The organism is Candidatus Eisenbacteria bacterium (genome assembly GCA_030017955.1).
Taxonomy (GTDB): Bacteria; Eisenbacteria; RBG-16-71-46; order JASEGR01; family JASEGR01; genus JASEGR01.
In genome coordinates, this window is record JASEGR010000050.1 from 1 (window position 1) to 23,182 (window position 23,182).

The window sequence follows — 23,182 nt, forward strand, 5'->3', positions numbered from 1 at the left end:
ACTTGTGGCACTCGATACCATGTTCATGTAAGTTTATGCATAAAGCAGGCTAGGCTTCCGGGATTTCAAGTCTCCCGAGAACTCAGAGCCGCCGACTGCCAAATCGCGGGCTGCCACGGTCCCAATTTGGCTCTGCTCCGCATGTGTAGCCACGTCTCGAGATGTCCCCAGAAATGACCGGTGTATGGGACGGCACACTAGATGCATTTACGGTTGCGTTTGGTAACACTATGTGCAATACTCCTTGCGTATGGTACGAAGATCCTTCTGGATAGACATGGTTGAATCTGCCTGGCGGGAAAAGTCGGTAGTCTGTCTTTCTGGAGTGAGACGCGTAGGAAAGACATTCCTGAGCAGGTCATTAGACGGCGTCGAGTACTTCGACTGTGAGCTACCCCGCACTCGGCGTCAAATGGAAGACCCGGAGGGCTTCCTGAAGGGCCTCGCAGGCCGGAGAATTGTGCTGGATGAGATTCACCGCCTTTCGAATCCATCTGAGTTGCTCAAGATAGCGGCAGACCATTTCCTGAAGACTCACGTTCTTGCCACTGGGTCATCCACACTCGGGGCGTCGGCCAGGTTCAAGGATACGCTGGCCGGCCGGAAGAGGGATCTTTGGCTGACACCAATGAACAGCCACGACCTAGTGGACTTCAAGAACGAGAATCTTGGCCATCGGTTCCTCCGCGGTGGGCTTCCTCCTTTCTTTCTTGCCACGAATATTCCGGACCGGGATTTCCAGGAATGGATTGACGCATTCTGGGCTAAGGACATTCAAGAGCTCTTTCGGTTGGAAAGAAGAGCTTCGTTTCAGCGGTTCGTAGAGCTCCTTCTGGCGCAGAGTGGAAGCATATTCGAAGCAACAAGGTTCGCGCGCTCTTGCGAGGTCAGCCGGACAACGATCTCCAACTATCTTGGCGTGCTTGAAGCTACATTTGTCGCCCACGTGGTTCGACCCTTCACGAGACACAAGCCCACTGAGATCGTAGCCGCTCCTAAGGTTTACGGTTTCGACACCGGCTTCGTCTGCTGCCATCGTGGGTGGCATGACCTGCGCGAAGAAGACATGGGACAACTCTGGGAACATTACGTCCTGAACGAGATTCAGAGTATTCTCCAAACCAGGACAGTTCGGTACTGGCGTGACAAACGAGGGCACGAAGTGGATTTCGTCTACTCCGTGCGAGGACAGTCTCCGGCAGCTATCGAATGCAAATGGTCAGCAGATGGGTTCGATTCCAGGAATCTTCAGGCGTTTCGGAGACAATATCCAATCGGTCCAAACTATGTTGTGGCAAACGACGTGACCCGCAGCTACCGAAAGAAGTGCGGCGATATCGAAGTCCAGTTCGTCGGTCTTTCCGGTCTCGTGGCGAATCTAGAGCGGTAGGCGTTGCGGCGACACAGCAATGCAACTGGCTCCCCGGGCTGGATTCGAACCAGCAACCAATCGGCAACTATACTCGTTGTGTGAAAGGGCGGAGGATACAACAGTTTCAATGACCGCTTTCGGGATGACTGCTATAGTTTGAATCAGGATGCAAAAGGCCATGCCGGACTGACTTACGCTTGGCCTATGCCCGCCCTCAAGTTGACAATGTTATTAGAAACACTATAATACATTTTACATTCCTTGAGAGGAACAGTTCATGAAATCATTGGGCCGTGACTTTCTCGAACAGCAGGCGATTCCGATTGAGATGGGAGGGATGATTCAAGCCCTGGGTGAATTCAAAGGGCGCCAAGACCTCTTTCATCATCAGACCCCCCCGGTGCTCGAATCATTACGCCAGGTGGCGATTATCGAGAGCACGGAATCTTCCAACAGAATTGAGGGGGTGACAGTTGCTCCTGAACGCTTCAAAGAACTGATGCTACGCCCGAGAAGACCGAAAGACCGGTCCGAAGCCGAGATTCTTGGATACCGGAACATTCTTTCGCAGATCCACACGACCCCGGGCCGTTTTGCCATTGATGAAATGACCATCCGCAAGCTCCATAGCGAAATTTATGCTCAGACTGATATCCCTTCAGGCCATTGGAAGAAACGGGATAACACCGTTGAGGAAAAGCTTCCTAATGGCCGTTGGATAACTCGATTCGTTCCTGTTTCGGCGCGGAACACTCCTTCCTACATGGAGGAGCTGTGCAAACGATTCAACCGTCTTTGGGACGAAGGACGCATCAGCCCGCTCTTACTGATTCCCGCATTCATTCTCGACTTCCTCTGTGTCCATCCGTTCACCGATGGTAATGGCCGAGTGTCACGACTTCTGACCGTGCTTCTTTTGCATCAGTCCGGCTATGGCGTGGGTCGTTACATCAGTCTGGAGCGGTTGACCGAGCAGTCCAAAGAGACGTATTACGAGGCTCTCCGGATGTCTTCCGAAGGTTGGCATGAGGATCACCATCGTCTGAAACCATGGTGGGAGTATTCTCTGGGCGTACTGATCGGAGCTTATCGTGAGTTTGAAGAACGGGTGGGAACTGTCACAAAGGCCCGGGGAGCGAAAACCTCCTTTGTCGAGCAAGCGGTTGATAGGCTTCCCTCGACTTTTGGAATCGGTGACCTCGAGCGGGCCTGTCCCTCAGTAAGCCGGGACATGATTCGTGTGGTGCTAAACCGTCTTCGCAAAGAAGGAAAGCTTTCGTGCAAAAGCACTGGCAGAAAAGCCCTCTGGGAGAAACGTGGTAGTAACACCCCTAAACGTGGTAATAAACGTGGTAATGATTAGACCTGCTACGCTGGGAAGCCAAATGGGCGGCAGTCCCTCCCTTGAGAGCCAAGATTGGGCCGAGCGGGTGAAGTTCGCCATTTCTTATGTAGTAGTGAATGCGCCTTTCTAGAAGAGCCGGATTGGTCTCTCCCGAAACCAGAAGAATGTCCCTGAAAGTAAAGACAGTATTTCGCGAACGAAGAATGCTTATGATGTTGGCTTTTTCCATAGATATAGGCTGAAGGTTACACCTGATGTTACCTCTGGTTCAAATGTTGTCAAGAGACAAGTTGGAGCGTCACAAGGCAGAATGCGCCCAGCCGTCTGAGAATCGTTTTCCGCGAGTCAAAGGAACGTATCAGGGGCAATTCGGGAGGCGGGGAATGTCGCTAACCGTGGACGGCGTCAGGCGTTTCAAGACTTCGCGTCTGTCAATCTGGCTCCCCGGGCTGGATTCGAACCAGCGACCAATCGGTTACAGTGCCCCCAAAATTTCTTCTGGGACTGGACTATCTCATCATCCGCTTCGGGATGTCGGGCGCTTGTGGGGCTTATTGGCAGGGGTCCTCAGCCCTTAGTCTCTGCACGTTCCTGCTTACAGCGACCCCCTTCAGCAGGCTTCGCTCAGGGTTACCAGTTCTTTGGCTGCCCAAAGACTTGAGGCTTCCCTGAATTCACCCGATTTTCCATCCTGACTCTCGTCAGGACGCTGCGATCTGGCGTCACAGCCGATTGCTCTACCACTGAGCTACCGAGGAACCGTTGTTGTTAATCTATAGAAGAAGGGGGCGCCTGTCAAGAATGCACGTCCCCCTCACCTCAGTCCTCTCCCCGATGGGGAGAGGAAGATAAGAAGACCTATCTCACCAGTACGACTCTTTGGTCTGCGGTTGTCTCCTTTGTTTTGAATCTCAATAGATAGATTCCGGTTGCGAGTTTTCTTCCGGCCATGTCAGTCCCATCCCAGGTGAAGGAGTAGGTGCCGGGACCCTTGGTGCCAAGGTCACTCCTCCGGATCAGTCTGCCCGCCACATCGAATATGGTGACAGTGACCGGTGACTTAAACGGCATCGAGTAATCAAGCGATACGCCGTCTCCCGATGGATTGGGATACGCAGGCGACACTTTCCAGGTCAATCTTTCACTCGCGGATGGCGCGGCGGGCTCATCGCGGGTAACTTCGGTCGGCTCGTAAGGAGCCTTCACCTCAAAGCTAATCCCGCCCGTTGTCATGATGAATCCGCCTTCGTAAACGCGGGTGGGTATAGAATCGTTCTGGCAATAGGAATCGCACCCTGCGAACGGATTGAGAAGCTCTTCCTCAATTGTCACAACTCCCGTCGGTCCGTGGATACCGTCGGGTCTCACGGTCACAACAGCCGTCATTTCGGCACGGCCAGCCACGTCCAAAGTTTCCCCAAGCGCCGGGTAGCATTCTAGCTGCCATCCCTCTGGCAATGTGTTCCGTGCCAAGGACAGAACTATCCTCTTCGCCTGCGTTTCAGGATTAGAGACCCTGAAACGAAGCTCCATTGGTTCACCGGCCATGGATTCAGCTTTATGATAGTTTTCGATGCCAACGTGGAAGTCATCCGTAAGCCAGCCGCTTTCTATCGGACTGCCATTCGCCTCCATCGTGGCGAATATCTTCCAGTGAGGCTGCCCGAAACAATTCATTCCGGGGTTCATGAAGAGAACAGGACCCACCAGGGCAGTATCCCCCGGTGCAAGGTAGCTCCAGCTTGCACTTCCGACATAGTGGAGACTCGTGTCGGCAGCCGATGCAATTGTGGAAGGCGTCCCATAGTAGAATCTCACCAGGATGTTGTTCACATGCATGGTCCCGGAGTTGTGAACCCTGGCATAGAGTTCGGCGGTGGTGTAAAGGCCTTGCTTTCCGTCAACACCCGGAGAAAGCCCTCCAGCTTCGTTGACCTTGATGCCGCTTCCCGAACCCGAACCCGAACCTCCATCTCCCCACGCGCCCTCGCCGCCAGACATAGCCCGACCTGGATCGGCACGGCACATTCCGGCCCACAGAATCGGCAGCTCATCACCGTCCAGAGTTATCCTTGAACCATATCCTTTGCCGTATTCAACGTACTGTGGAGTCTCAGACCCGGCATCGGCATACTCATCATTCACCTCGGCGTATTTGAATGCTTCCTTGAAACTCACATAGCCATCGTCGTTCGTATCGGCTCTCGTGGTGTCGCCTTCAGGATGCGCGCCATTCATGGCAGCAATCCAGTAGTATGAGAATGCGGTGTAGCAGTTCGACTTGTAACGTCCCTCCTCACCTCGATCGCCCCCGTCCCATGAAGAACCCTCGGTAGCTTTAGCCGCGCTGCATACAGCCCTCTTCGAATATGCGGACAAACTGTCGAGAAACCCGCCACTCCTGCATTGCGAGAAAACGGCAAGGATATTGGGCCAGTAGTTGACCAGGTCCTGGTCCTCAAGGTTTGTGAACAAGCTGTCCATTTCTGTGGCATAAAGTCTTTCCTGGTTGATCAGGTTCATGTACGACCCTTTGCCGTCACCATCGTTCCATCCATGATCTGTCACGTAAACAAGTACCAGGTCATTCTCATCTACATCTTTGTTGAAGTCGAGCGTATCAAAGACGGCAAAAATGTTGGCTCTGGTTGCAGCGTAGTCGCTGTCGTTGATCCAGTCTCCATCAAAATCCCAATCGAAGCCCCAATTCTGGAGAATGTAGATGTTGTCCGCAGTGAAACCATACTTGTTGATGAGGGTGGTGTAGAGAAAACTGAGCTCATTCAGATAGGGTTTGCAGTTCCCGCTGTTCCCGGAAATGAGCACTGCATACTTGCCTGTGATGGCAGTGGGCGCCTTCGGGGACTTAGCGATCAGTTTTCCGTGCCCCGAGCCGGAGCCGTCCGGAGGGGCGCCGAAAAGGCCACCGGAGGTACAGTGACTGGCGGCAAAAACAGGTGGCGCTTCTTCTACGCCGATTGCGAACAGAATGAGGAGAATAGTCGCAGCCGAACATAAACACGCGTCGGCACCGAATCATTTTCGCAATAGGCATCACAACCAGGGAATGAGTCGTCGAGGAGCTCTTCTTCGATCGTCACGGTACCGATAGGTCCGTGGATAGCGTCGGGTCTCACGATCATGCCGGCCGTTATCTGAGCGCCGCCGGCTATGTTCAGCGTCTCACCGAGTGCTGGATGACATTCCAGTTGCCATCCGTCGGGCAGAGTGCTCCTTGCCAGTGAGAGGTAGAGCCTCTTCGGCTCGCTATTGGGATTGGCGATTCTGAAATAAAGAGTCATTGGCTCGCCCGTCACAGACTCAGCTTTGTAATAATTCTCAACGCCAACGTGGAAGTCGCTCTCAACCCAGCCTGTCTCGATCGGACTTCCGTCTGCCTCCATTGTCACGAATATCTTCCAATATGGCTGACCGTAGGGGTTCATTCCTGGATCGGCGAAAGAAACAGGGCCTATCAATGCCGTGTCTCCTGGCGCAAGATAGCTTTGCCCCGCGCTTTCAATATATGTGAGACTTGGATCGCTGGCTGATGCAATCAGTGACGGAATTCCATAGTAGAATCTTACCAGCACATTGCTCACTGGTTCGTTTCCGGTATTATGGACTCTGGCATACAGGGCAGTAGTGCCAGAAGATGCGCCTTTAGCGCCAGCAGGGGCAAGGTTTGTAAATCCCACAATCCTGATGCCGCTCCCTCCAGACGCTCCCGTTCCTCCATCACCCCAAGCGCGCACCCCCCCCTGTCAAAGGCCGATTCGGGTCCGCGCGATTCAAACCAGCCCGTCCCATGGACACCTGGACGCCGCTCAAGGTTATTGTTTTCCCGTAGCCCTCTTCAAAATCAAAATACTGAGGCGTTTCCGTGTGCGACACGGCGTATTCATCATTTGCCTTAGCGAATTCAAATGCTTCCTTGAAGCTCACGTAGCCGTCATCATTGCTGTCAGCATCGGCCGCGTCACCTTCGGGGTGCGCGCCGTTCATTGCAACAATCCACCAATAGGCAAATGAACTGTAGTTCGTTGAACGATATGCTGCATCTGAGGCGCGGCCTCGAATGCCGGCGTAGTTCATGGAAGTTTCATCAGCTTTGCAGGCGCTGCACACAGCCCTTTTGCAATACGGTATGATTGAATCTACAAAACCCCCGGCGTCGCATTGTTCGAAAACGCCCAGGAGATGGGGCCAGTAATCGACAACGTCCTCATCTTCCAGATTTGTGAAGACGCTGTCCATTTCCGTATCCGAAAACTGCTCACCGGTGTTAAGGTAGTTGAAAAGGTTCATGTAAGACTTGTTTTTGTCCTTGTCCCTGTGTCCGTGGTCGGTCACATAGACCAGCACAAGGTCATTCTCATCAACGTCTTTGTTGTAATCAAGGGTGTCGAAGACGGCAAAAATGTTGGCTCTGGTGGCCGCATAGTCGATGTCATCTACGCCGTCACCATCCAGATCCCAGTCGGTGCCGGAGGAAGAGAGGACAAAGATGTTCTTTTTCGTGAAGCCGTACTTGTTGATGAGGGTGGTGAACAAGAAGCTGAGCTCATTCAAATACGGAGAGGGTAGGGTGAGGGGGATGAGGCTTGACCCCGGCCTAGAAGGTCAACTCGTCAACCAAGCTGCTTTCAAGAAGCACTGAAGAGAGCTTGTCGTGCAGTTCTTTTCTGCCCCGAAGCTTTGACTCGTAGATTACTTGGTCGTGCGATTTCAGGATTTTTGCATAGCTCGAGCGGAGCCCCGAGTCACAGAAGTAGTTTTTGACACTCTCCAGTGCGTCCCGGTTTTGCACAACCACGCGGTATGTGCGGGTGTGGCTTGAGATCTCCAGCCTCTTCTCGACCTTGTCAAAAACGCGGAGGATCCCCAGAGCTATGATTGTACCGACTCCGGCGACCATGTATTCTCCGATCCCCACCCCGACTCCTATCGAGGCAACAAGCCAGATTGTCGCCGCAGTAGTAAGTCCTTTTATCATCCCGCGCTGGTGGATGATTGCGCCGGCACCCAGGAATCCAACGCCGGTTACAATCTGAGCGGCAATTCTTCCTGGATCGTAGGATGAGCCGGCGATGCGTATGGAAAACATGGTGAAGAGCGTCGCGCCGAAGCAAATGAGTGTATTTGTCCGAAAGCCGGCGGGCTTGTCATGCCTCTGACGCTCGCTCCCGATCAAGCCTCCAAAGAGCACTGAAAGCAGAAGATGATAATATCTTGAAATCCCAGGTGCATTAGTTCCCTCTCGCGATTCCTTGTCCACCATATTTCCGGGTCGAAGAATTGTCAAGAAATTGCATGATGTCGTCGACAACATCCACGAATTTCTGGACAATTGCGACCGGTTCGGTGTATAATTGGTCATCTATGAGCAAAACACTCGCAGACAGAAATGGGCTAGTGGCTGCAACAGTGCTCATGTTCGTGCTGACAGCGTGGGCTGCGCCTTTGCCCCCCTGCGACGATGACTGCCATGACCAGTCTTCCACTTGTTGCCTGCTTATCTGCAACTGTCAGGGGCAGTTGGCCGGCACTGAGGCTGCGCTCTACTCTGGCGGCAGTCCAATGACTGAGTCAGGCAAAGCGGTGCCGCAGGAATTCAACCTTTCGATCGACATGTTTTCCTCTAGCTTCTTCCACCCCCCCGAGCTTTCCCTCATTTAGTCACCGGCGCGAAACCGCGCCAAGTTTTCGCAGGAATCCCAACACAATAGCAATCAAGTAAGACAGAACTGTCTCATGATACAAGGCCGGATGCTCTCTTTTGAGACTTCTGGTCTGCCCGGCGGTCTGTTAGTGAAAGCAAAGGAGTTGAGAGATGGTTTCGACAAAGAAGGTTATGCCGGCAATTGTCCAATTCCTCCAGACTCAAATTCTCCATACGCTGACGATGCTTTCGAGAAAGAAGGTTATACTGGCAATTGTCGTGCCCGCTGTCTGCGTGAGTCTTGTGGCAGCAGTAATCTATCGCGGGCGGTCCGATGGACGCGCAGGACAGGACTCACCTACACAGGCGCCGGCGTCGGGTTCCGCCGGAGTCAATGCGGCTGCGACGCATGCCGGTCACGAAGCGGAAGGCAATGCGCTGGATTGGTGCTCCGAACACCGTGTGCCTGAATCACAGTGCACACTCTGCAACCCGAAGCTTGTTGAGGGATTCAAGGCGAGAGGAGACTGGTGCGGGGGGCACAGCCTTCCCGAATCGCAATGCAGACTCTGTAATCCTGGTTTGACCTTTCCCCAGGAAATCGCACTGGAGAAAGAAAAAACTGCCCTGGGCAAGGTGTCCGTGTTCTTCCCGAAGAACAAGCCAGAGTGCGCAACAGACGGCGCTGTCATCCGCCTTGCCTCTGTTCAAACCGCTGACAGAAGCGGATTTACTTTTGAACCTGCAATTGAAACTTCGACGCCTGCTTCAATAGAAGCCCCGGCTGAGGTGGTTTACGACGCTTCAAAAACGGTTGCCCTGACCAGGCCGATACCTGTCAGCGTTACCAGGTGGAAGGTTGAACCCGGCGCATTTGTGAAACCCGGTCAGGTCATCGGTGAAGCCATCTCACCCGGGATTGCGGGCCTGAAGGCCGGGTACGTCGAGTGCCGTATCGAGCTTACCTCTGCCGGGAAGGAGCTTTCGCGAAAAGAATCACTCGTTCCAGAGGGCATCGTGAGCAAGAGTGATTGGGTCAAAGTAGAGGCCGCAGTCGAGGCGGCCAGGACCAGGCTCGCAAGTGCACGAGGCCTGCTCATTTCTGCCGGACTTTCAGACGAGGACGTCGAATTGGCCGGCAACCCGGATTTCGTAAGCTCTCGAATGCTGCTTAGAGCTCCATGTGGCGGGGTACTTCTTGAACGCACGGCTCCTCTCGGCCAGCTTATTGAGCCGGGGACATCGCTGGCCCTGATATCCGACCAAGGTTCGCTGTGGGTCGAGGCGCAGGTCGGTGAGAGAGACATCGCGCGCGTCAGGCCTGGTCAGAAGGCAGAGTTCGCTTCCGACGGCAGCCTGCTGGGGAAGACGGCGGGGCAGGTGATATGGGTATCTCAATTCCTGAATCAAACAACGAGAACCGCTACCGTGAGAGCCAGCGTGTCCACAGCGGGCGGCCGCATGCGGGCCGGCGAATACGGCAGGTTGTCTGTGAACGTGGAAGACAAGGGTCTCGCTGTGTTCGTACCGAAAGATGCGGTGCAGTGGGAAGGCTGCTGCAACGTGGTCTTTGTCAGGGAAACAGCAGACGTTTTCCGTCCCAGGAAAGTGACAATCGAACGAGGCGACTCCGGTCATTACCGCGTCACTGAGGGCGTTCAGCCGGGCGACATGGTCGTCGTTAACGGGAGCTATTTGCTCAAGACAGAACTCAGGAAAAGCAGTATCGGCGCCGGCTGTTGCGGGCTCGAGGCAGAATAGCGGGGGCGTATGCTGGCTAAAACAATCGCATTCACGATTGAAAGACGGTTTTTTATTCTGGTGATGGCGGCGGTGCTGACCGTCGCCGGTTTTGCAGCATTGTGGAGACTGCCGTTCGATGCTTTTCCGGATACTACGCCTGTCCTGGTGCAGATAAATGCGACCGCTCCGGGCTGGGCGCCTGAGGAAATGGAACGTCTCGTCACTTTCCCTGTCGAACGGGCAATGTCCGGCCTTCCAGATCTCTCTGAGATGCGGTCAATATCGAAGTACGGTCTCGCACAAGTCACGTTGATATTCAATGACGGCACCGACATCTATCGCGCCCGGCAGCAGGCGACCGAGCGATTGGTTGCAGTCGAACTGCCCGGGGGAGTCGCCCCGCCACAGCTCGGACCGGTCTCGACCGGCCTGGGCGAGGTTTTTCACTATGTTGTCCTTGGGAAGACAGATGACCCGACTGAACTGCGCACAGTTCAGGATTGGGTGATCAAACCGCAACTACAGTCTGTTCCGGGAGTGGTTGAGGTAAACAGCTGGGGGGGCTTCGAGAAGCAGTACCAGGTCCTTGTCGACCCAAACAAGCTGGTCCAGTACGACCTGAAGCTTTCCTCTGTAGTTGAGGCTGCCAAGAGAAACATCGGCAACGTTCCCGGCGGCGAGATAGTGCGAGGCGGCGAGCGGACCGTAGTCAGGGGTCTGGGACATGTGAGCCGGAAGGAGGAGATTGAATCCATAGTAATAGACACGCGCGGCGGAATACCGATACACATGCATGACATTGGGGAAGTGGTCATTGGTCACGAGTTACGCCGTGGAGCCACGACGTATGACGGGAAGAGCGAAGTTGTGCTTGGTTTGGCGTTCATGCTGACAGGCGAGAATTCCCGGGAGGTGACCGCGAGGCTGGCCCGTCAACTCGAAGATGTTAGGGCTTCTCTGCCCAGCGGGGTAGAAGTGAGAAAAGTCTACTCGAGGGACGTGCTCGTCAAGAGCGTACTCGAAACAGTCGAGCACAACCTTTTTCTTGGGGCGGCTCTGGTTGTCGCCATACTGTTCGTGTTCCTGGGGAGCCTCAGAGCCGGGCTCATCGTGGCCTCGGCGATTCCGCTCTCAATGATCTTCGCAGTTGACATGATGACCCGTCTAGGAATAGCCGGAAGCCTCATGAGTCTTGGAGCCATAGATTTCGGGCTCGCCGTGGATAACGCCGTTATCCAGGTGGAGAATACTGTACGGCGGCTGTCGCAGGCCGGAGAGGACAAATCACGGCTCGAGACCATCCGCCACGCCATCCTGGAAGTACGCAAGCCCACGCTGTTCGGCGAGCTGATCATCATCCTGGTTTACCTGCCTGTTCTCACGCTTCAAGGAGTGGAAGGCAAGCTATTCAGGCCGATGGCGCTCACCGTTGTTCTTCTTTTGACGGGATCGCTCCTGCTCTCTTTCACGGTGATCCCGGCGATGATCGCAACTTTCCTCCCGCGGACAGGCGAGAAAAGAGAGCCTGTCCTGGTCGTCTGGTCGAGAAGGCTCTACAAGCCCGTCCTGGATTTCGCGCTTCGCAAGCGCCGCGTTGTCGTTGTTTCAAGCGTGATATTGCTTCTGCTTGGCGGGGCTGGTTTTGTTCGTCTTGGTTCGGAGTTCATTCCGAGACTGAGCGAGGGGACCATCGTAATCAATCTGGTGCGATTGGCAGGGGTCTCCCTGGAGCAGTCGGTGGAATATGGAATGCGGGTTGAGAGAATCCTGAAAGAAAAATTCCCTGACGAGATTTCTCACGTATGGACGCGGACCGGGACGGCAGAACTGGCTACCGATCCGATGGGACTTGAGGTGTCGGATGTTTTCATGACTCTGAATCCCCGCGACAAATGGAAAAGGGCATCGAGCCAGAAAGAACTGGTAGAGAAGATGAATTCCGAACTGTCAGACCTGCCGGGGATGAATAGAATATTCACACAGCCCATAGAGATGCGCGTGAACGAGATGGTTGCCGGTATCCGGGCCGACGTTGGGATAAAGCTCTTCGGGGACGATCTTGATGTCCTGTCCCGGAAGGCGGAAGAGATTGCGAGTCTCGTCAAGAGTGTGGCCGGAAACGCAGATGTCGCTGTCGAACAGATGACCGGACAGCCGAATTTTGAGCTCGAGATAGACCGGGGCCGGCTCGCGCGCTTCGCCCTCACAGCAGAGGATGTGCTCGACTATGTGGAGATTTTCGGCGGTATCAAGAGCGCGGAGGTTTATGAAGGCCAGAAGCGGTATGACCTGGCAGTGCTGCTCGACCCGGACTACCGGCGAGTTCCCGAAGACATCGAGCGAATTCCACTGAAGGCAGGGTCGGGTGAATTGATAACTCTTGACCGCGTCACGACTCCGCGAATCTCGGAGGGGCCTTCTACCATTACGCGTGAGTGGGGAAAACGCCGCATTGTAGTACAGTGCAACGTGAGGGGTCGCGATGCAGGTTCCTTCGTCGCTGAGCTCCAGAGAAAGATGTCGGATGAGATTACTCTTCCTCCGGGTTATTTCGTCCGGTTCGGGGGGCAGTTCGAAAATATGCAGCGGGCGAGGGCGCGGCTTTTGATAGTGGTTCCCGTGGCCCTGATTCTCATCTTCGGCCTCCTGTACTGGAGTTACAGGTCAGTGCGGGATGCGATACTAATATTCAGCGGGGTGCCTTTCGCGGCTATGGGGGGAGTGGCCGGGCTGGCGGTTGGGAGGATGCCCCTCTCAATCTCGGCAGCAGTAGGGTTCATCGCCCTCTCAGGCATCGCCGTGCTCAACGGTCTTGTTCTGGTTTCAACGATAAAGAGGTACAGAGCCGACGGAATGGAATTCAACTCAGCCATAAGAGAGAGCGGTCTTGCGCGGGTGCGGCCCGTACTCATGACTGCCCTCGTTGCCTCCCTCGGGTTTGTGCCGATGGTTCTATCGCGCGGAGTGGGAGCAGAAGTGCAGCGTCCGTTAGCGACCGTCGTAGTGGGAGGCATTCTAACCAGCACTGCTCTGACGCTCATAGTGCTGCCGGTGCTCTACTCGCTCTTCGGGAAGAAGAGCGTCTCGGAGATCTGACGTATGTCAAAACCTCACAGAATCATACGTTTTGTTTCTGCAGTTCTGCTTCTTTCGGCACTTATGCCTCTCCGGTCGTCCATGGGTGACACCCTGACCATTGATACCGCCGTATCCCTGGGTCTTGGAAAACATCCGGACTTTCGATTTGCACGTGGCGGACTTAACGTGGCCCGGGGAGATTTCTGGCGGACTGTCAGCCCGGCGTCGCCAATCGCAAGTATAGAGAACGAGCAAGTGCCAAGGGGATTGGGGATCTCGAACTACGGCGAACAAAGGATAGGGATTGGACAGAGCCTGGAGTTCCCGGTAGTTACCATCTTCCGGGCACGGGCTATGGCTCTGGCCGCCCAGTCTGCCGAGTCGAATACTGAGCTGGCGAAGGCCGCGTCCAGAAGCGAGATTCGGATGACGTTCGTCAGGGCGTGGCTGTCTGGTCTGCGGGCCGTCGCCGCCGACTCTCTGGCGAATGCGGCAGAGCTTTTGGCAAGAAGCGGAGAGAAGAGAGAGGCCGTCGGGGAAATCACAAGTCTCGAAAAGGACCGCCTCACAGTGCAGAAGGAGCAGTTTGCAAGAGAGCACGCCGCGGCTCAACTGCGACTCCGGGTTGCCGTGACTCAACTTGAGCAGTTGATCGGAACACAGCTTGAACCCGGTATTGTTCTAGCGAAACCCGCGCTGGAAGAGCTCGCGAATCCTGAGAACGCTGACCTTGAAGATGAGAGCGCCTTTGTGAAGAGGGCCGTGCTCCTGGGCGAATCGTCCAGAAGTTGGCTTACAGCAGAGAAGCTTGCATGGCTGCCCCGAATCGAAGTTAGGATATTCAGACAGCTGGCTTCGAACGAGAAATTCTGGGGAGGGGAATTGGGGTTCTCCCTGCCTGTTTGGTACATGCTGGGAGAACGCGGAGATATCCAGAAGGCCCGCGGGGAATCTGAGAAAGCTCTTGCCTCGAGCGAGAGTGCGCGCCGCGAGTGGGCGACGAGGTGGACAGAGGCATCTCTTTCTCTTGACGCGGCTTTGAATACACTCGGCAATTTCGAGGGATCGGCATTGCCGGTGTCGCGCCGCGCCCTTCGTGCGGCCATTCGTTCGTATGAAGTTGGAGAAGTCGGCATAACAGACCTTCTGTCGAGCTTCATCCAGGAACAGGGAGTGGAGCTTGGATATCTGGACGCAATCGAAAACGCCTGGCATTGGCGAACACAGCTCGATATTCTGACGGCTGGATACCAAAAGAAGTAGACGCGGATTCTCAGAAGGAATTTGACGGGTCTGGGGCCGGGCCGCCGGTTCCGGCAGCGGCTTTTTCATCACTCCCCCGTGAGCAGAAGCGTTCACTACAGATCTGCCCCGCATTCGGTTGACGGTTCCCACCGCCTGTGCTAGCTTGCGTGGACATGCCCGCGCAATTTCTGCTGCTCTTCGGCGGGATTACAGTCTTCGCCGGTCCACGTGACCATGTTTCGCGGTATTAGAGCGGAAAGGATGATGGAAATTGACCCCCGCCGCCAACATGCTTTGGGGCGGGAGTCTTCATCTCATGCTCCACGGCGGTAGGCAGAAAGGAGATTTCACATGCCGCGTTCGTCTTGAATTCACTTGCCATCAGCATGGTTCATTCAATGCTCTCCGGGACGGCATCGATGGATTTCGGGGGTAAGCGTGCCGCCGCATCTGCGGCAGGAATGTTCGACGGCATGCAATACATAGGCGGGGCCGCAGTCGGCACAGGCATGGGTTGGCTTCTGCAGACGTACGGATGGGGCACCTGGGGACCTTCAATGATTGGCTTCTCGGCGATAGGAGCTGTGCTGATGCTCTTCCTGTGGAACGCAAGGCCGCGTCGGACCGCGCCTGCACATTAGCTATCTGTGATTGTCGGCTGAACGATGAATACGACTGAGACACAGGTCGGACGCAACCTCTTCCTTCTCTTCCTGGCCGTTCTGGCCACAGTTCCCTGGATTGTGGCCAAATACGCAGGCCTCCATCTGGATCCGGGATGGGAGGTCGCGCTCAGCGGTCTGGCCATAATCGGAGCTGCGTTTCTTATTTCCTGGGCGGCCGAGGTTGCACAATTCGACGTGCCCCGCTCGGTTGCCATGGCCGCAGTCGCCCTTATTGCTGTTCTCCCTGAATATGCCGTTGATATTTATCTTGCGTGGAGGGCGGGGGACTCGCCTTCGTACATTCCTCTTGTGTCGGCGAACATGACCGGCGGCAATAGGCTCCTTGTAGGTGTGGGATGGTCACTCACAGCGGTTCTTGCATGGTGGTCACTGAGGCCGGGTAACAAGAGGTCCTCGGGTCATGCTCACGCACACGGGGCAAGGTCTGATTACAGAGAGCGCAGAATTACTCTCGAAGACGAACTCTCGATAGAGTTCTGTTTCCTGGCAATCCCGACCGTCTACTGTTTCACTCTCTGGATAAAAAGCACGATCTCCCTTTGGGACACTGCCTTTCTCGTCCTGACGTATTGTGCTTATATATGGACGACTCTCAAGGGACCGTTAAGGGAACCCGAAGTCGAGGGTCCTGCAAAGATTCTTTCGGGCCTTCGAAGGCGCTTCAGAGTATCAGCTACGCTCATTTTGTTTCTTTTCGCTGCATTCGTCATCGTCATCGCAACAAAGCCTTTTGCCGAAGGGCTTATCGCTGTCGGGAAAAGGATGGGCATAGATGAATTCCTACTCATCCAATGGATCGCACCGCTTGCCTCTGAGTCTCCCGAGATTATCGTCGTGGCATATTTTGCTGCTCGCGGGTTTGGGACTGCCGCGATGACGGCAATTATCTCTTCCAAGATAAACCAGTGGACTCTTCTTGTCTCCTCCCTTCCTATTGCATTCAGTCTCTCACAAGGGAAGATGGGTCACATTCCTCTTGACCCCAGGCCGCGGGAAGAGGTCCTTCTTACCGCTTGTCAATCATTCTTTGCGCTCGCAGTGATCGCAGACCTGACCATATCCCTGTGGGAGGCACTCGTTCTTTTTGCCCTTTTTGCAACTCAATTGTTCTTCCCCACCCTCGAGGCAAGATACTTCTACAGTGCGGTCTATGTCGTCCTCGGACTGATCGTTCTGACGAAGAAGGGCCCCGCGCTGCGGAAGAACTTTTCCTATCTCATGCGCTATTTGAAGTAAAAAGCTCTCTTGTTTCGACATCTGCAGACAGGTCTGACCAGGAGGGTTCCTCGTCCCGGCGGACTCGGTGGTTGTCTCTGCAGGGCTCAAGCCGGCACCGGCCGCTCAAAAGATTCGTTTGTGAATTGAATCCTGATGGGGTATAAATGTCTTAGTCCCCGAGGGAGGTTTGACCTTGAAGGTTCTCGCTCAGAATTACAGCAATGGAAGCCTGGAGATGCTTGAAGTCCCGATGATTGCGTCTCAGAAAGGACTTCTTGTGAAGACAATGGCCTCCGTTGTCTCTGTCGGGACCGAGAAGGCAATGATAGATGTGGCCAGAAAGAGTCTCCTGGGGAAAGCCCTCGCGCGTCCTGATTGGGTGAAACAGGTCATCGACAAGGTAAAGCAGGAAGGACTCATGGAGGCGTGGAGACAGTCAAAGGCAAGACTCGATATGCCTGTGCCGCTCGGGTACTCCTGCGCCGGGATCGTGCAGTCTGTAGGCGAGGGAGAGGGTGATTTCCGGGTTGGAGACAGAGTGGGCTGCAGCGGGAGCGGTCATGCCTCGCACGCCGAATGGAACGCGGTTCCCTCAAACCTCTGTGCGAAGATTCCGGATAATGTCTCGTTTGAAGATGCCTCCTACGTTGCCGTAGGCGGTATCGCAATGGAGGCGGTACGGCTTGCGCGGCCGGAGTTCGGCCACAAAATAGGAATAATCGGACTGGGACTGCTCGGACAGATAGCCGTTCAGATTGCGAGAGCCGCGGGTTGTCATGTCCTGGGAATTGATGTAGTGGATTGGAAATGCGAGCTTGCCCTCCGAAGCGGAGCAGAGAGAGTCGCAGTGGCAGGCAAGGATGATCCCATAGCTGCGGCAAGAGAGTTCTCGGGCCATGACGGCCTTGATGCAGTCATTATCCTGGCTTCTGTTGACAGTGATGAACCATTGATTCAGGCCGCCAGGATGGCGAGAGAGCGCGGGAGGATAATTGCCGGCGGGCTCGTCGGACTCAATGTTCCAAGACAACTTTTCTACGAGAAGGAACTTGAATTTGCCGTCTCAAGGGCCTGGGGTCCGGGACTCTATGACCTTGACTACGAAGAGCGTGGCTTTAAGTATCCGGTGGCCTACGCCAGGTGGACCGCTCAACGCAACATGGAAGAGTTCCTGAGGATGGTTTCTATTGGTTCGATAAAGCTCGACTGTCTCACGACCCAGAGGTTTCCATTTGAAAAGGCGCTCCAGGCCTATGAAATGTTGATGTCTGGGAAGGAATCCGCATTAGGCGTGGTGCTTCAGTATCCTGAGAAAGATCAGACACGAGACAAGCCTGTGGCGAGAATGGAGAGTCCGCGCGGCAGGATAGAGAGCGCAGAAAGCGGCCGTGTTCATGCGGACAGGGGTTCAGGTAAGGTTCGCGTCGGAGTGATAGGAGCCGGGCTTTTTGCCCGCGGGACACTGCTCCCGGCAATGAAAAAAGTTCCGGATATGGATTTCGCAGCGGTGACAGACTCCCGGGGGTTGAATGCGAAGGTCACTGCAGATTTGAAGAAATTCAGGTACACTGCCTCAGATTACCTGGAGATTTTGAGGGATAATGATATCGATCTCGTTTTCGTGCTTACGAGGCACGATTCGCACTACAAGCTCGTATGCGAGACACTGAAGAGCGGGAAGCCGGTCTTTGTTGAAAAGCCGCTGTGTATCAGGGGTGACCAGCTAAGAGAGATTGCAGGCACATATAATTCGCTCGTCGCCAGTGGGTCTAATCCATTCCTCATGGTTGGTTTCAACAGGAGGTTTGCTCCGACCACGAAGATGTGCATTGAATTTGTGAAGAAGAGCAGGGACGCAAGCGTTGTGCAAATCAGATGCAATGCCGGTTTTATCAGTCAGGAGTCCTGGGTCCACAAGAAAGATGAGGGGGGCGGGAGGATAATAGGCGAAGTGTGCCATTTTGTGGATCTAGCCCAGGCCATTACCGGCGGACTGCCGGAAAAGGTCTTTGCCTGCTGTACTGAATCTTCAAAGGGGTTGAGGGACAGTCTTACAGTGTCCATGCAGATGGATAACGGAGCCGTGGCCGGTATTACCTATGCATCCAATGGCGACAAGTCCTTTCCGAGGGAAGAAGTCCAGGTGTTCGCGGGTGACTCGGTTTGCGTGATAGACAACTTCAAGAACATTGAATTCGTTCGTTCCGGGAAGAGAAGATCAAAAAGATCTCTCGAGGTTGACAGAGGACATGTCGGAGAGCTCAGGGCTGCCTGCGACGCCATCAGGAACGGGAGACCTTCTCCAATAGATTTCAGGTCCATTGTTGCCACAACTGCGGCCACCTTTGCCATAGAGGAATCCATAACCAAAGGCGAAGCTGTAAAGGTGAGTTTGAGCGAGTGGGGAATAAGCTAAACATACTTCTTCTGTCGAGATACTTCCCGCCGGAAATAGGTACCTCAGCGAACCTATTTTTTGAGCTGGCCAGGGGATTGACTTCCAACGGTCACAACGTGACGGTCGTAACGAGCTTTCCCTGGTACAACCTGGCGAGCATTCCTGACAAATACCGCGGCAAGCTCTATATGAGGGAAGACCTTGATGGAGTTGAAGTCATAAGACTGGTTTTTCCCTTGGTCGGTCCCAGAAATCTCAAGCTGGCCATGGGCCATCTGACTGTTCCGCTCACAACATTTGTGGGCGGCTTGATTGCAGCAAAACCCGACATCGTTTGCGTCTATTCACCGCCGCTCTTCATGGGCATTAGCGCCTGGCTATTGAAGATATTCCGGAAAACCCCTTTCATCTTCAACGTCCAGGACCTGCACCCGCAATGCTACATCGACCAGGGAATCTTGAAGAACAGATTGGGGATACGCATTCTTGAATCCATGGAAAGACTATGCTACAGGAAGGCAGCCTTGATTACCGTCCATTCGAGTGGGAACAAAGCCCACATTGTGCATGCGAAGGGAATCGACGAGAAAAAAGTCAAGGTTCTGCACAACTGGATAGATACAGACGAAATGAAACCTCTGCCCAAGGATAATGAATTCCAGAAACGTTATGGCCTCGACGGGAAATTCGTCGTTGGGTATGCAGGGACTCTTGGTATGTCACAAGGAGCTCTGACCGTGATAGAGGCGGCGAACATACTTAGGGGGAGAAAAGATATCGAATTCTTCATAGTCGGGGATGGAATCGAGAAACAGAAGATGGAAGACCGGGTCAGTGAGCTTGGATTGAAAAATGTCAGGTTTCTGGGGATGCAGCCAAAGTCCGTGTATCCTTATGTGGTAGCTTCCTGGGATGTGGGGCTCGTGACTCTGAACAGCAAAGTGAAAACTCCGGTTGTCCCTTCTAAGATTCTTGGTATCATGGCTGCTGCGAGGCCGGTGCTTGCGAGCGTGCCTCTGGACGGCGATGCTCCGAAACTGATAGAAAAGGCTGGATGTGGCATCTGTGTTGAGCCCGAAAATCCTGAGGAACTCGCCGGAAAAATCGTTTTCCTTGCAGAAAACAGAGATGCGTGTGAAAGATTCGGGAGGAACGGCCGTGAGTATGCCGTGAAGAATCTTTCCCTGAAGACAATTGTGAAAGATTTTGAGAATACTATTGACTCCGTGCTCGTTCAGAGATGACAGTCCGGAGATTAGTGTCCACGACACTAGATTGGCGGGGGAACAATGAGCGATGACTACAGAAAATCCTATGAGGGGCAGGTAATCCTTGTTACTGGCGGAGCGGGGGCTATCGGAACCAATCTCACCAGGGCCCTGTCGGATGCCAATGCCAGGATGGTGGTTATTCTGGACGACCTTTCATCCGGCTACACCTGGAATATTCCAAGCCGGAACAACATCATGTTTGTAGAAGGGTGCGTGACGGATGATGTCTGTTTGAAAAGGGTCTTTTTTGAACAGCCCAAGTATGTCTTTCATCTGGCAGCATTCTTTGCGAATCAGAACTCAGTGGATTATCCCGAGAGAGACCTGAAAGTCAACGGCATGGGAACACTCAGACTTCTTGAATACTCTCATTTCAACAAAGTCGAGAAATTTGTCTATGCATCGTCCGGCTGCTCTATCTACGGCAGCTCTGCGCCGCTTCCTCTGACAGAGGAATTCATGTCGCTGAACCTGAGCTCCCCATATCAGATAACCAAGATGCTCGGAGAGCTCTACTGCAATTTCTTCAGAAATCACTATGGTCTCAAAGTAGTGAAAACCAGATTCTTCAACTCGTACGGCCCTGGTGAAGTTCCCGGGCAGTACAGAAATGTGATTCCCAATTTTATCTACTGGGCGATGAAGGGACAGGTTCTGCCGATCACCGGCACCGGGGAAGAAACAAGGGATTTCACCTACGTGGGTGATCTGGTTGACGGCTTGCTGAGGGCCGGATATTTCGAGGCCGCGGTCGGAGAAGAGTTCAACCTCGCTTCGGGGAGAGAGACCAAGATAATCGAACTTGCGAATATGATCAATGAAGCGGTAGGAAACAAGGCGGGAGTGAAGTTCATTCAGAAGAGAAAATGGGATACGAAAAGCAGGCTCCTCGCTTCAACCAAGAAGGCAAAGTCCCTGATTGGATATGAGCCCGGGACAGACTTCAGAGAAGGATTGAGGAATGCAATAAAGTGGTTCAAAGACAATTGGGAAGACATAGAGGAAAGCGCTTCTTTTGCCCCCGGTGTGTCCTCCGCTGTCAGGGATAAATGAATTCGGGGACACATCACCAAATTTGATGCACCATTCCGTGCACTGCAAAGCCCCAAATTTCGACGATTTCCGATGGCCTGGCTCTTTTTCGAGCATCGGGACTATGTGACGTGGCCTGAAAACGCTCGGCTGTGGCTGTTTTTCCCTGGAATCATCCCTGTCTGATAACGATTACGCTCTTATACTTCTCTCAAAAGAGAGTAAGACATCGGCCGTTGAGATTCGTCGAATCGCAGAAGAGGAAGGTTGCACGATTGCGCTGATTTTCCCCCTAGAGTCCTTACCGGTTGGATTCCGGCAAACGCGGAAGAGAGACTCCTCCGGGAGCCGGGTGTTGAATCAATCTTCCGGACAGAGATTCCACTGGAAGTTCTTAATTTCGCAGACGCCCCGGAGAAGGCAGGACTTAACTTCTTTGATTCTTTTCTCGCACGCGAGCGCTACGGTGTCGCCCCAAAGAACATCTCTGAAGAAGAAACGAACTCCCGACCTATCCTGGATGACGCCCGGCCTCATCCTGAACCGGACTGGCCCGCCATAAGGAAGAACCTTGAGAAAATGCCTTCTCTTTCGCCTCTCAGCGAGCAGTGTAACAGCGATGACATGATGGGAACTGTCGCCGTGACCTTGTTTTTTGTGGAGAGTGACGGCACGAGAGATCCGAACACATACTCGTGGTCAACTGCTGCGTATCAGCAGACCGTTAACAGGGCGGCTCAGGGATTGAACTGGTGGGTGGGTCAGGCGTCAAACTACGGCAGAGCCCTAACGTTCATGATCATCAACTATCCGCCGACTGACTCGAGATGCCAGACCGGCTATGAGCCAATAATACATGCTTCGTGGGAGGCAGGGTACGGAGGGTGCACAAGCTGCGGACTTTGCAGCCACGGTGTTGAAATCCGGAATTGCGAATACTGCAATCATCAGTCGGTGAACTGCATGATGAAAAACAACTCATGGACACTGTGCGCCTACACCCCGGGCCATGTTGGCTGGCTTTCGACTCCTCTTGCCAAGTACTACCGGCATTCGATCGCTGATTCATCAGGCAACAATAACGGTATGGCAGACCCGGGCGAAACAGTCTCAATGTCTGTCGTTATCAAGAACTATGGCACGGCAATATCCTCAGTAGCAGCTACACTTTCCACGGCCGACTCGGCAATCGTTGTTCAGAGCTCCTATGCTCAGTTTTCAAATCTCAACACCGGTGAAACCGGGACGTCGCTGACTCCATATTCGTTTCATGTGGCCGACTGGGCCCTAAAAGGAAGAATAGCCAGCTTTGATCTGCACATCACTGCTGCAGGCTACGAGACCACATCGACATTTCAAATTGGCATAGGCTTTCCCACCGTATTGCTGGTTGATGACGACAGCGGCGCATCCTATGAGATCTTCTACCAAGATGCGCTCAGCGCAGTGGGCATTCCTGCTCGCGTGTGGAACAGAAAAGCCGCAGGGACTCCGCCATTCTCCGAGATGAGATGGTACAAGGCGGTCATATGGTTCACTTCTTATGATGTCTCTTTCACACTGGATGGAAATGACGAGCGAGCGCAGGAGCAGTACCTGAACAACGGTGGATCTCTTCTACTTTCATCGCAGGACTACCTGGCCGAGCGGTTTGAGTACTTTGCAGCGAATTGTCTGCATGTGTCGGCTGTGGAATTTGACACCTGGAGTTTTCTTGAGGGAGGGATTGATGGAGATCCGATCTCTGACGGGCTCAGTCTTTCCATGAGCTATCCTTTCCCAAACTATTCTGATGACATTACGCCCGACTCAAAGTCTGCTCCAGTTTTCATCAACTCGAGAGGGCATCCCGGCGCACTTCGGTTCCCGGCTACCGGAACGGCGCCGTACAAGCTCGTGTTTCTTGCTTTTCCATTCGAGGCTATTTCGAACGGGACCTATCCGAACAACAGGACTGAAGTGATGAAACGTATTATGTCGTGGCTTCTTCAGGCACAGGATTTCCAGCCGCCCGCACTTTCTGTTCTTTCTCCTGATGGAGGAGAGGTGGGAGCTAGTGTCGTGTCCCGGAAATTCGTTGTCTATGTCTTTGCCCCGGGACACGACACTTTCATAGGGGCTTCTCGCCCCTC

15 protein-coding genes are annotated in these 23,182 nt (G+C 53.9%); 11 read left to right on the forward strand and 4 right to left on the reverse strand.

What is annotated here, in order from left to right; translation table 11 throughout:
• Nucleotides 1-277 precede the first annotated feature (277 nt).
• The gene (locus QME66_09010; protein ID MDI6809103.1) at nucleotides 278-1,390 is read left to right on the forward strand and encodes a DUF4143 domain-containing protein; all 1,113 of its coding nucleotides are present in this window, start codon (nucleotides 278-280) and stop codon (nucleotides 1,388-1,390) included.
• 259 nt (nucleotides 1,391-1,649) lie between these two features.
• Entirely contained in the window at nucleotides 1,650-2,735 is a 1,086-nt protein-coding gene (locus QME66_09015; protein MDI6809104.1) for a Fic family protein, read from the forward strand.
• An 840-nt stretch (nucleotides 2,736-3,575) separates the two neighbouring features.
• On the opposite strand, the gene QME66_09020 is transcribed toward QME66_09015, so the two are convergent.
• From QME66_09020 to QME66_09035, 4 genes are all read right to left on the reverse strand, one after another.
• Entirely contained in the window at nucleotides 3,576-5,543 is a 1,968-nt protein-coding gene (locus QME66_09020; protein ID MDI6809105.1) for a FlgD immunoglobulin-like domain containing protein, read from the reverse strand.
• A gap of 143 nt (nucleotides 5,544-5,686) precedes the next feature.
• Nucleotides 5,687-6,472, reverse strand: coding sequence for a hypothetical protein (locus QME66_09025; GenBank protein MDI6809106.1), 786 nt, complete (start codon nucleotides 6,470-6,472; stop codon nucleotides 5,687-5,689).
• Complete coding sequence (locus QME66_09030; GenBank protein ID MDI6809107.1) at nucleotides 6,456-7,271, reverse strand: C13 family peptidase; 816 nt, start codon at nucleotides 7,269-7,271, stop codon at nucleotides 6,456-6,458. The genes QME66_09025 and QME66_09030 overlap by 17 nt, the downstream gene beginning before the upstream one ends.
• Nucleotides 7,272-7,332: 61 nt before the next feature.
• Nucleotides 7,333-8,022 carry an MgtC/SapB family protein gene (locus QME66_09035; GenBank protein ID MDI6809108.1) on the reverse strand — a complete coding sequence of 230 codons (690 nt, stop codon included), beginning with the start codon at nucleotides 8,020-8,022 and terminating at the stop codon, nucleotides 7,333-7,335.
• A 528-nt stretch (nucleotides 8,023-8,550) separates the two neighbouring features.
• Between QME66_09035 and QME66_09040 the strand changes: the two genes are divergently transcribed.
• The 9 genes from QME66_09040 to QME66_09080 all read left to right on the forward strand — a co-directional run.
• The gene (locus tag QME66_09040; GenBank protein MDI6809109.1) at nucleotides 8,551-10,140 is read left to right on the forward strand and encodes an efflux RND transporter periplasmic adaptor subunit; all 1,590 of its coding nucleotides are present in this window, start codon (nucleotides 8,551-8,553) and stop codon (nucleotides 10,138-10,140) included.
• A gap of 9 nt (nucleotides 10,141-10,149) precedes the next feature.
• Nucleotides 10,150-13,218, forward strand: a complete 3,069-nt coding sequence (locus QME66_09045; protein ID MDI6809110.1) for a CusA/CzcA family heavy metal efflux RND transporter — start codon at nucleotides 10,150-10,152, stop codon at nucleotides 13,216-13,218.
• Between the two features lie 3 nt (nucleotides 13,219-13,221).
• Nucleotides 13,222-14,463 (forward strand): TolC family protein, encoded by a 1,242-nt coding sequence (locus tag QME66_09050; GenBank protein MDI6809111.1) that lies wholly within the window; start codon nucleotides 13,222-13,224, stop codon nucleotides 14,461-14,463.
• A 401-nt stretch (nucleotides 14,464-14,864) separates the two neighbouring features.
• Nucleotides 14,865-15,086 carry a hypothetical protein gene (locus QME66_09055; protein ID MDI6809112.1) on the forward strand — a complete coding sequence of 74 codons (222 nt, stop codon included), beginning with the start codon at nucleotides 14,865-14,867 and terminating at the stop codon, nucleotides 15,084-15,086.
• Nucleotides 15,087-15,110: 24 nt separating this feature from the next.
• Complete coding sequence (locus tag QME66_09060) at nucleotides 15,111-16,367, forward strand: sodium:calcium antiporter (GenBank protein MDI6809113.1); 1,257 nt, start codon at nucleotides 15,111-15,113, stop codon at nucleotides 16,365-16,367.
• Nucleotides 16,368-16,542: 175 nt separating this feature from the next.
• The gene (locus QME66_09065) at nucleotides 16,543-18,765 is read left to right on the forward strand and encodes a bi-domain-containing oxidoreductase (protein MDI6809114.1); all 2,223 of its coding nucleotides are present in this window, start codon (nucleotides 16,543-16,545) and stop codon (nucleotides 18,763-18,765) included.
• Nucleotides 18,750-19,991 (forward strand): glycosyltransferase family 4 protein, encoded by a 1,242-nt coding sequence (locus QME66_09070; protein MDI6809115.1) that lies wholly within the window; start codon nucleotides 18,750-18,752, stop codon nucleotides 19,989-19,991. The genes QME66_09065 and QME66_09070 overlap by 16 nt, the downstream gene beginning before the upstream one ends.
• 45 nt (nucleotides 19,992-20,036) lie before the next feature.
• Nucleotides 20,037-21,071 (forward strand): NAD-dependent epimerase/dehydratase family protein, encoded by a 1,035-nt coding sequence (locus tag QME66_09075; protein ID MDI6809116.1) that lies wholly within the window; start codon nucleotides 20,037-20,039, stop codon nucleotides 21,069-21,071.
• A 246-nt stretch (nucleotides 21,072-21,317) separates the two neighbouring features.
• Nucleotides 21,318-23,182, forward strand: a 1,865-nt coding sequence (locus QME66_09080) for a hypothetical protein (protein MDI6809117.1), incomplete at its 3' end; no start/stop codon positions are given.

Excerpts from the sequence above, each read along its gene's own strand:
- QME66_09010 (MDI6809103.1), top strand. The coding sequence starts at position 278 with ATGGTTGAATCTGCCTGGCGGGAAAAGTCGGTAGTCTGTCTTTCTGGA.
- QME66_09045 (MDI6809110.1), top strand. The coding sequence starts at position 10,150 with ATGCTGGCTAAAACAATCGCATTCACGATTGAAAGACGGTTTTTTATT.
- QME66_09055 (MDI6809112.1), top strand. The coding sequence starts at position 14,865 with ATGGATTTCGGGGGTAAGCGTGCCGCCGCATCTGCGGCAGGAATGTTC.
- QME66_09050 (MDI6809111.1), top strand. The coding sequence starts at position 13,222 with ATGTCAAAACCTCACAGAATCATACGTTTTGTTTCTGCAGTTCTGCTT.
- QME66_09040 (MDI6809109.1), top strand. The coding sequence starts at position 8,551 with ATGGTTTCGACAAAGAAGGTTATGCCGGCAATTGTCCAATTCCTCCAG.
- QME66_09075 (MDI6809116.1), top strand. The coding sequence starts at position 20,037 with ATGAGCGATGACTACAGAAAATCCTATGAGGGGCAGGTAATCCTTGTT.
- QME66_09060 (MDI6809113.1), top strand. The coding sequence starts at position 15,111 with ATGAATACGACTGAGACACAGGTCGGACGCAACCTCTTCCTTCTCTTC.
- QME66_09015 (MDI6809104.1), top strand. The coding sequence starts at position 1,650 with ATGAAATCATTGGGCCGTGACTTTCTCGAACAGCAGGCGATTCCGATT.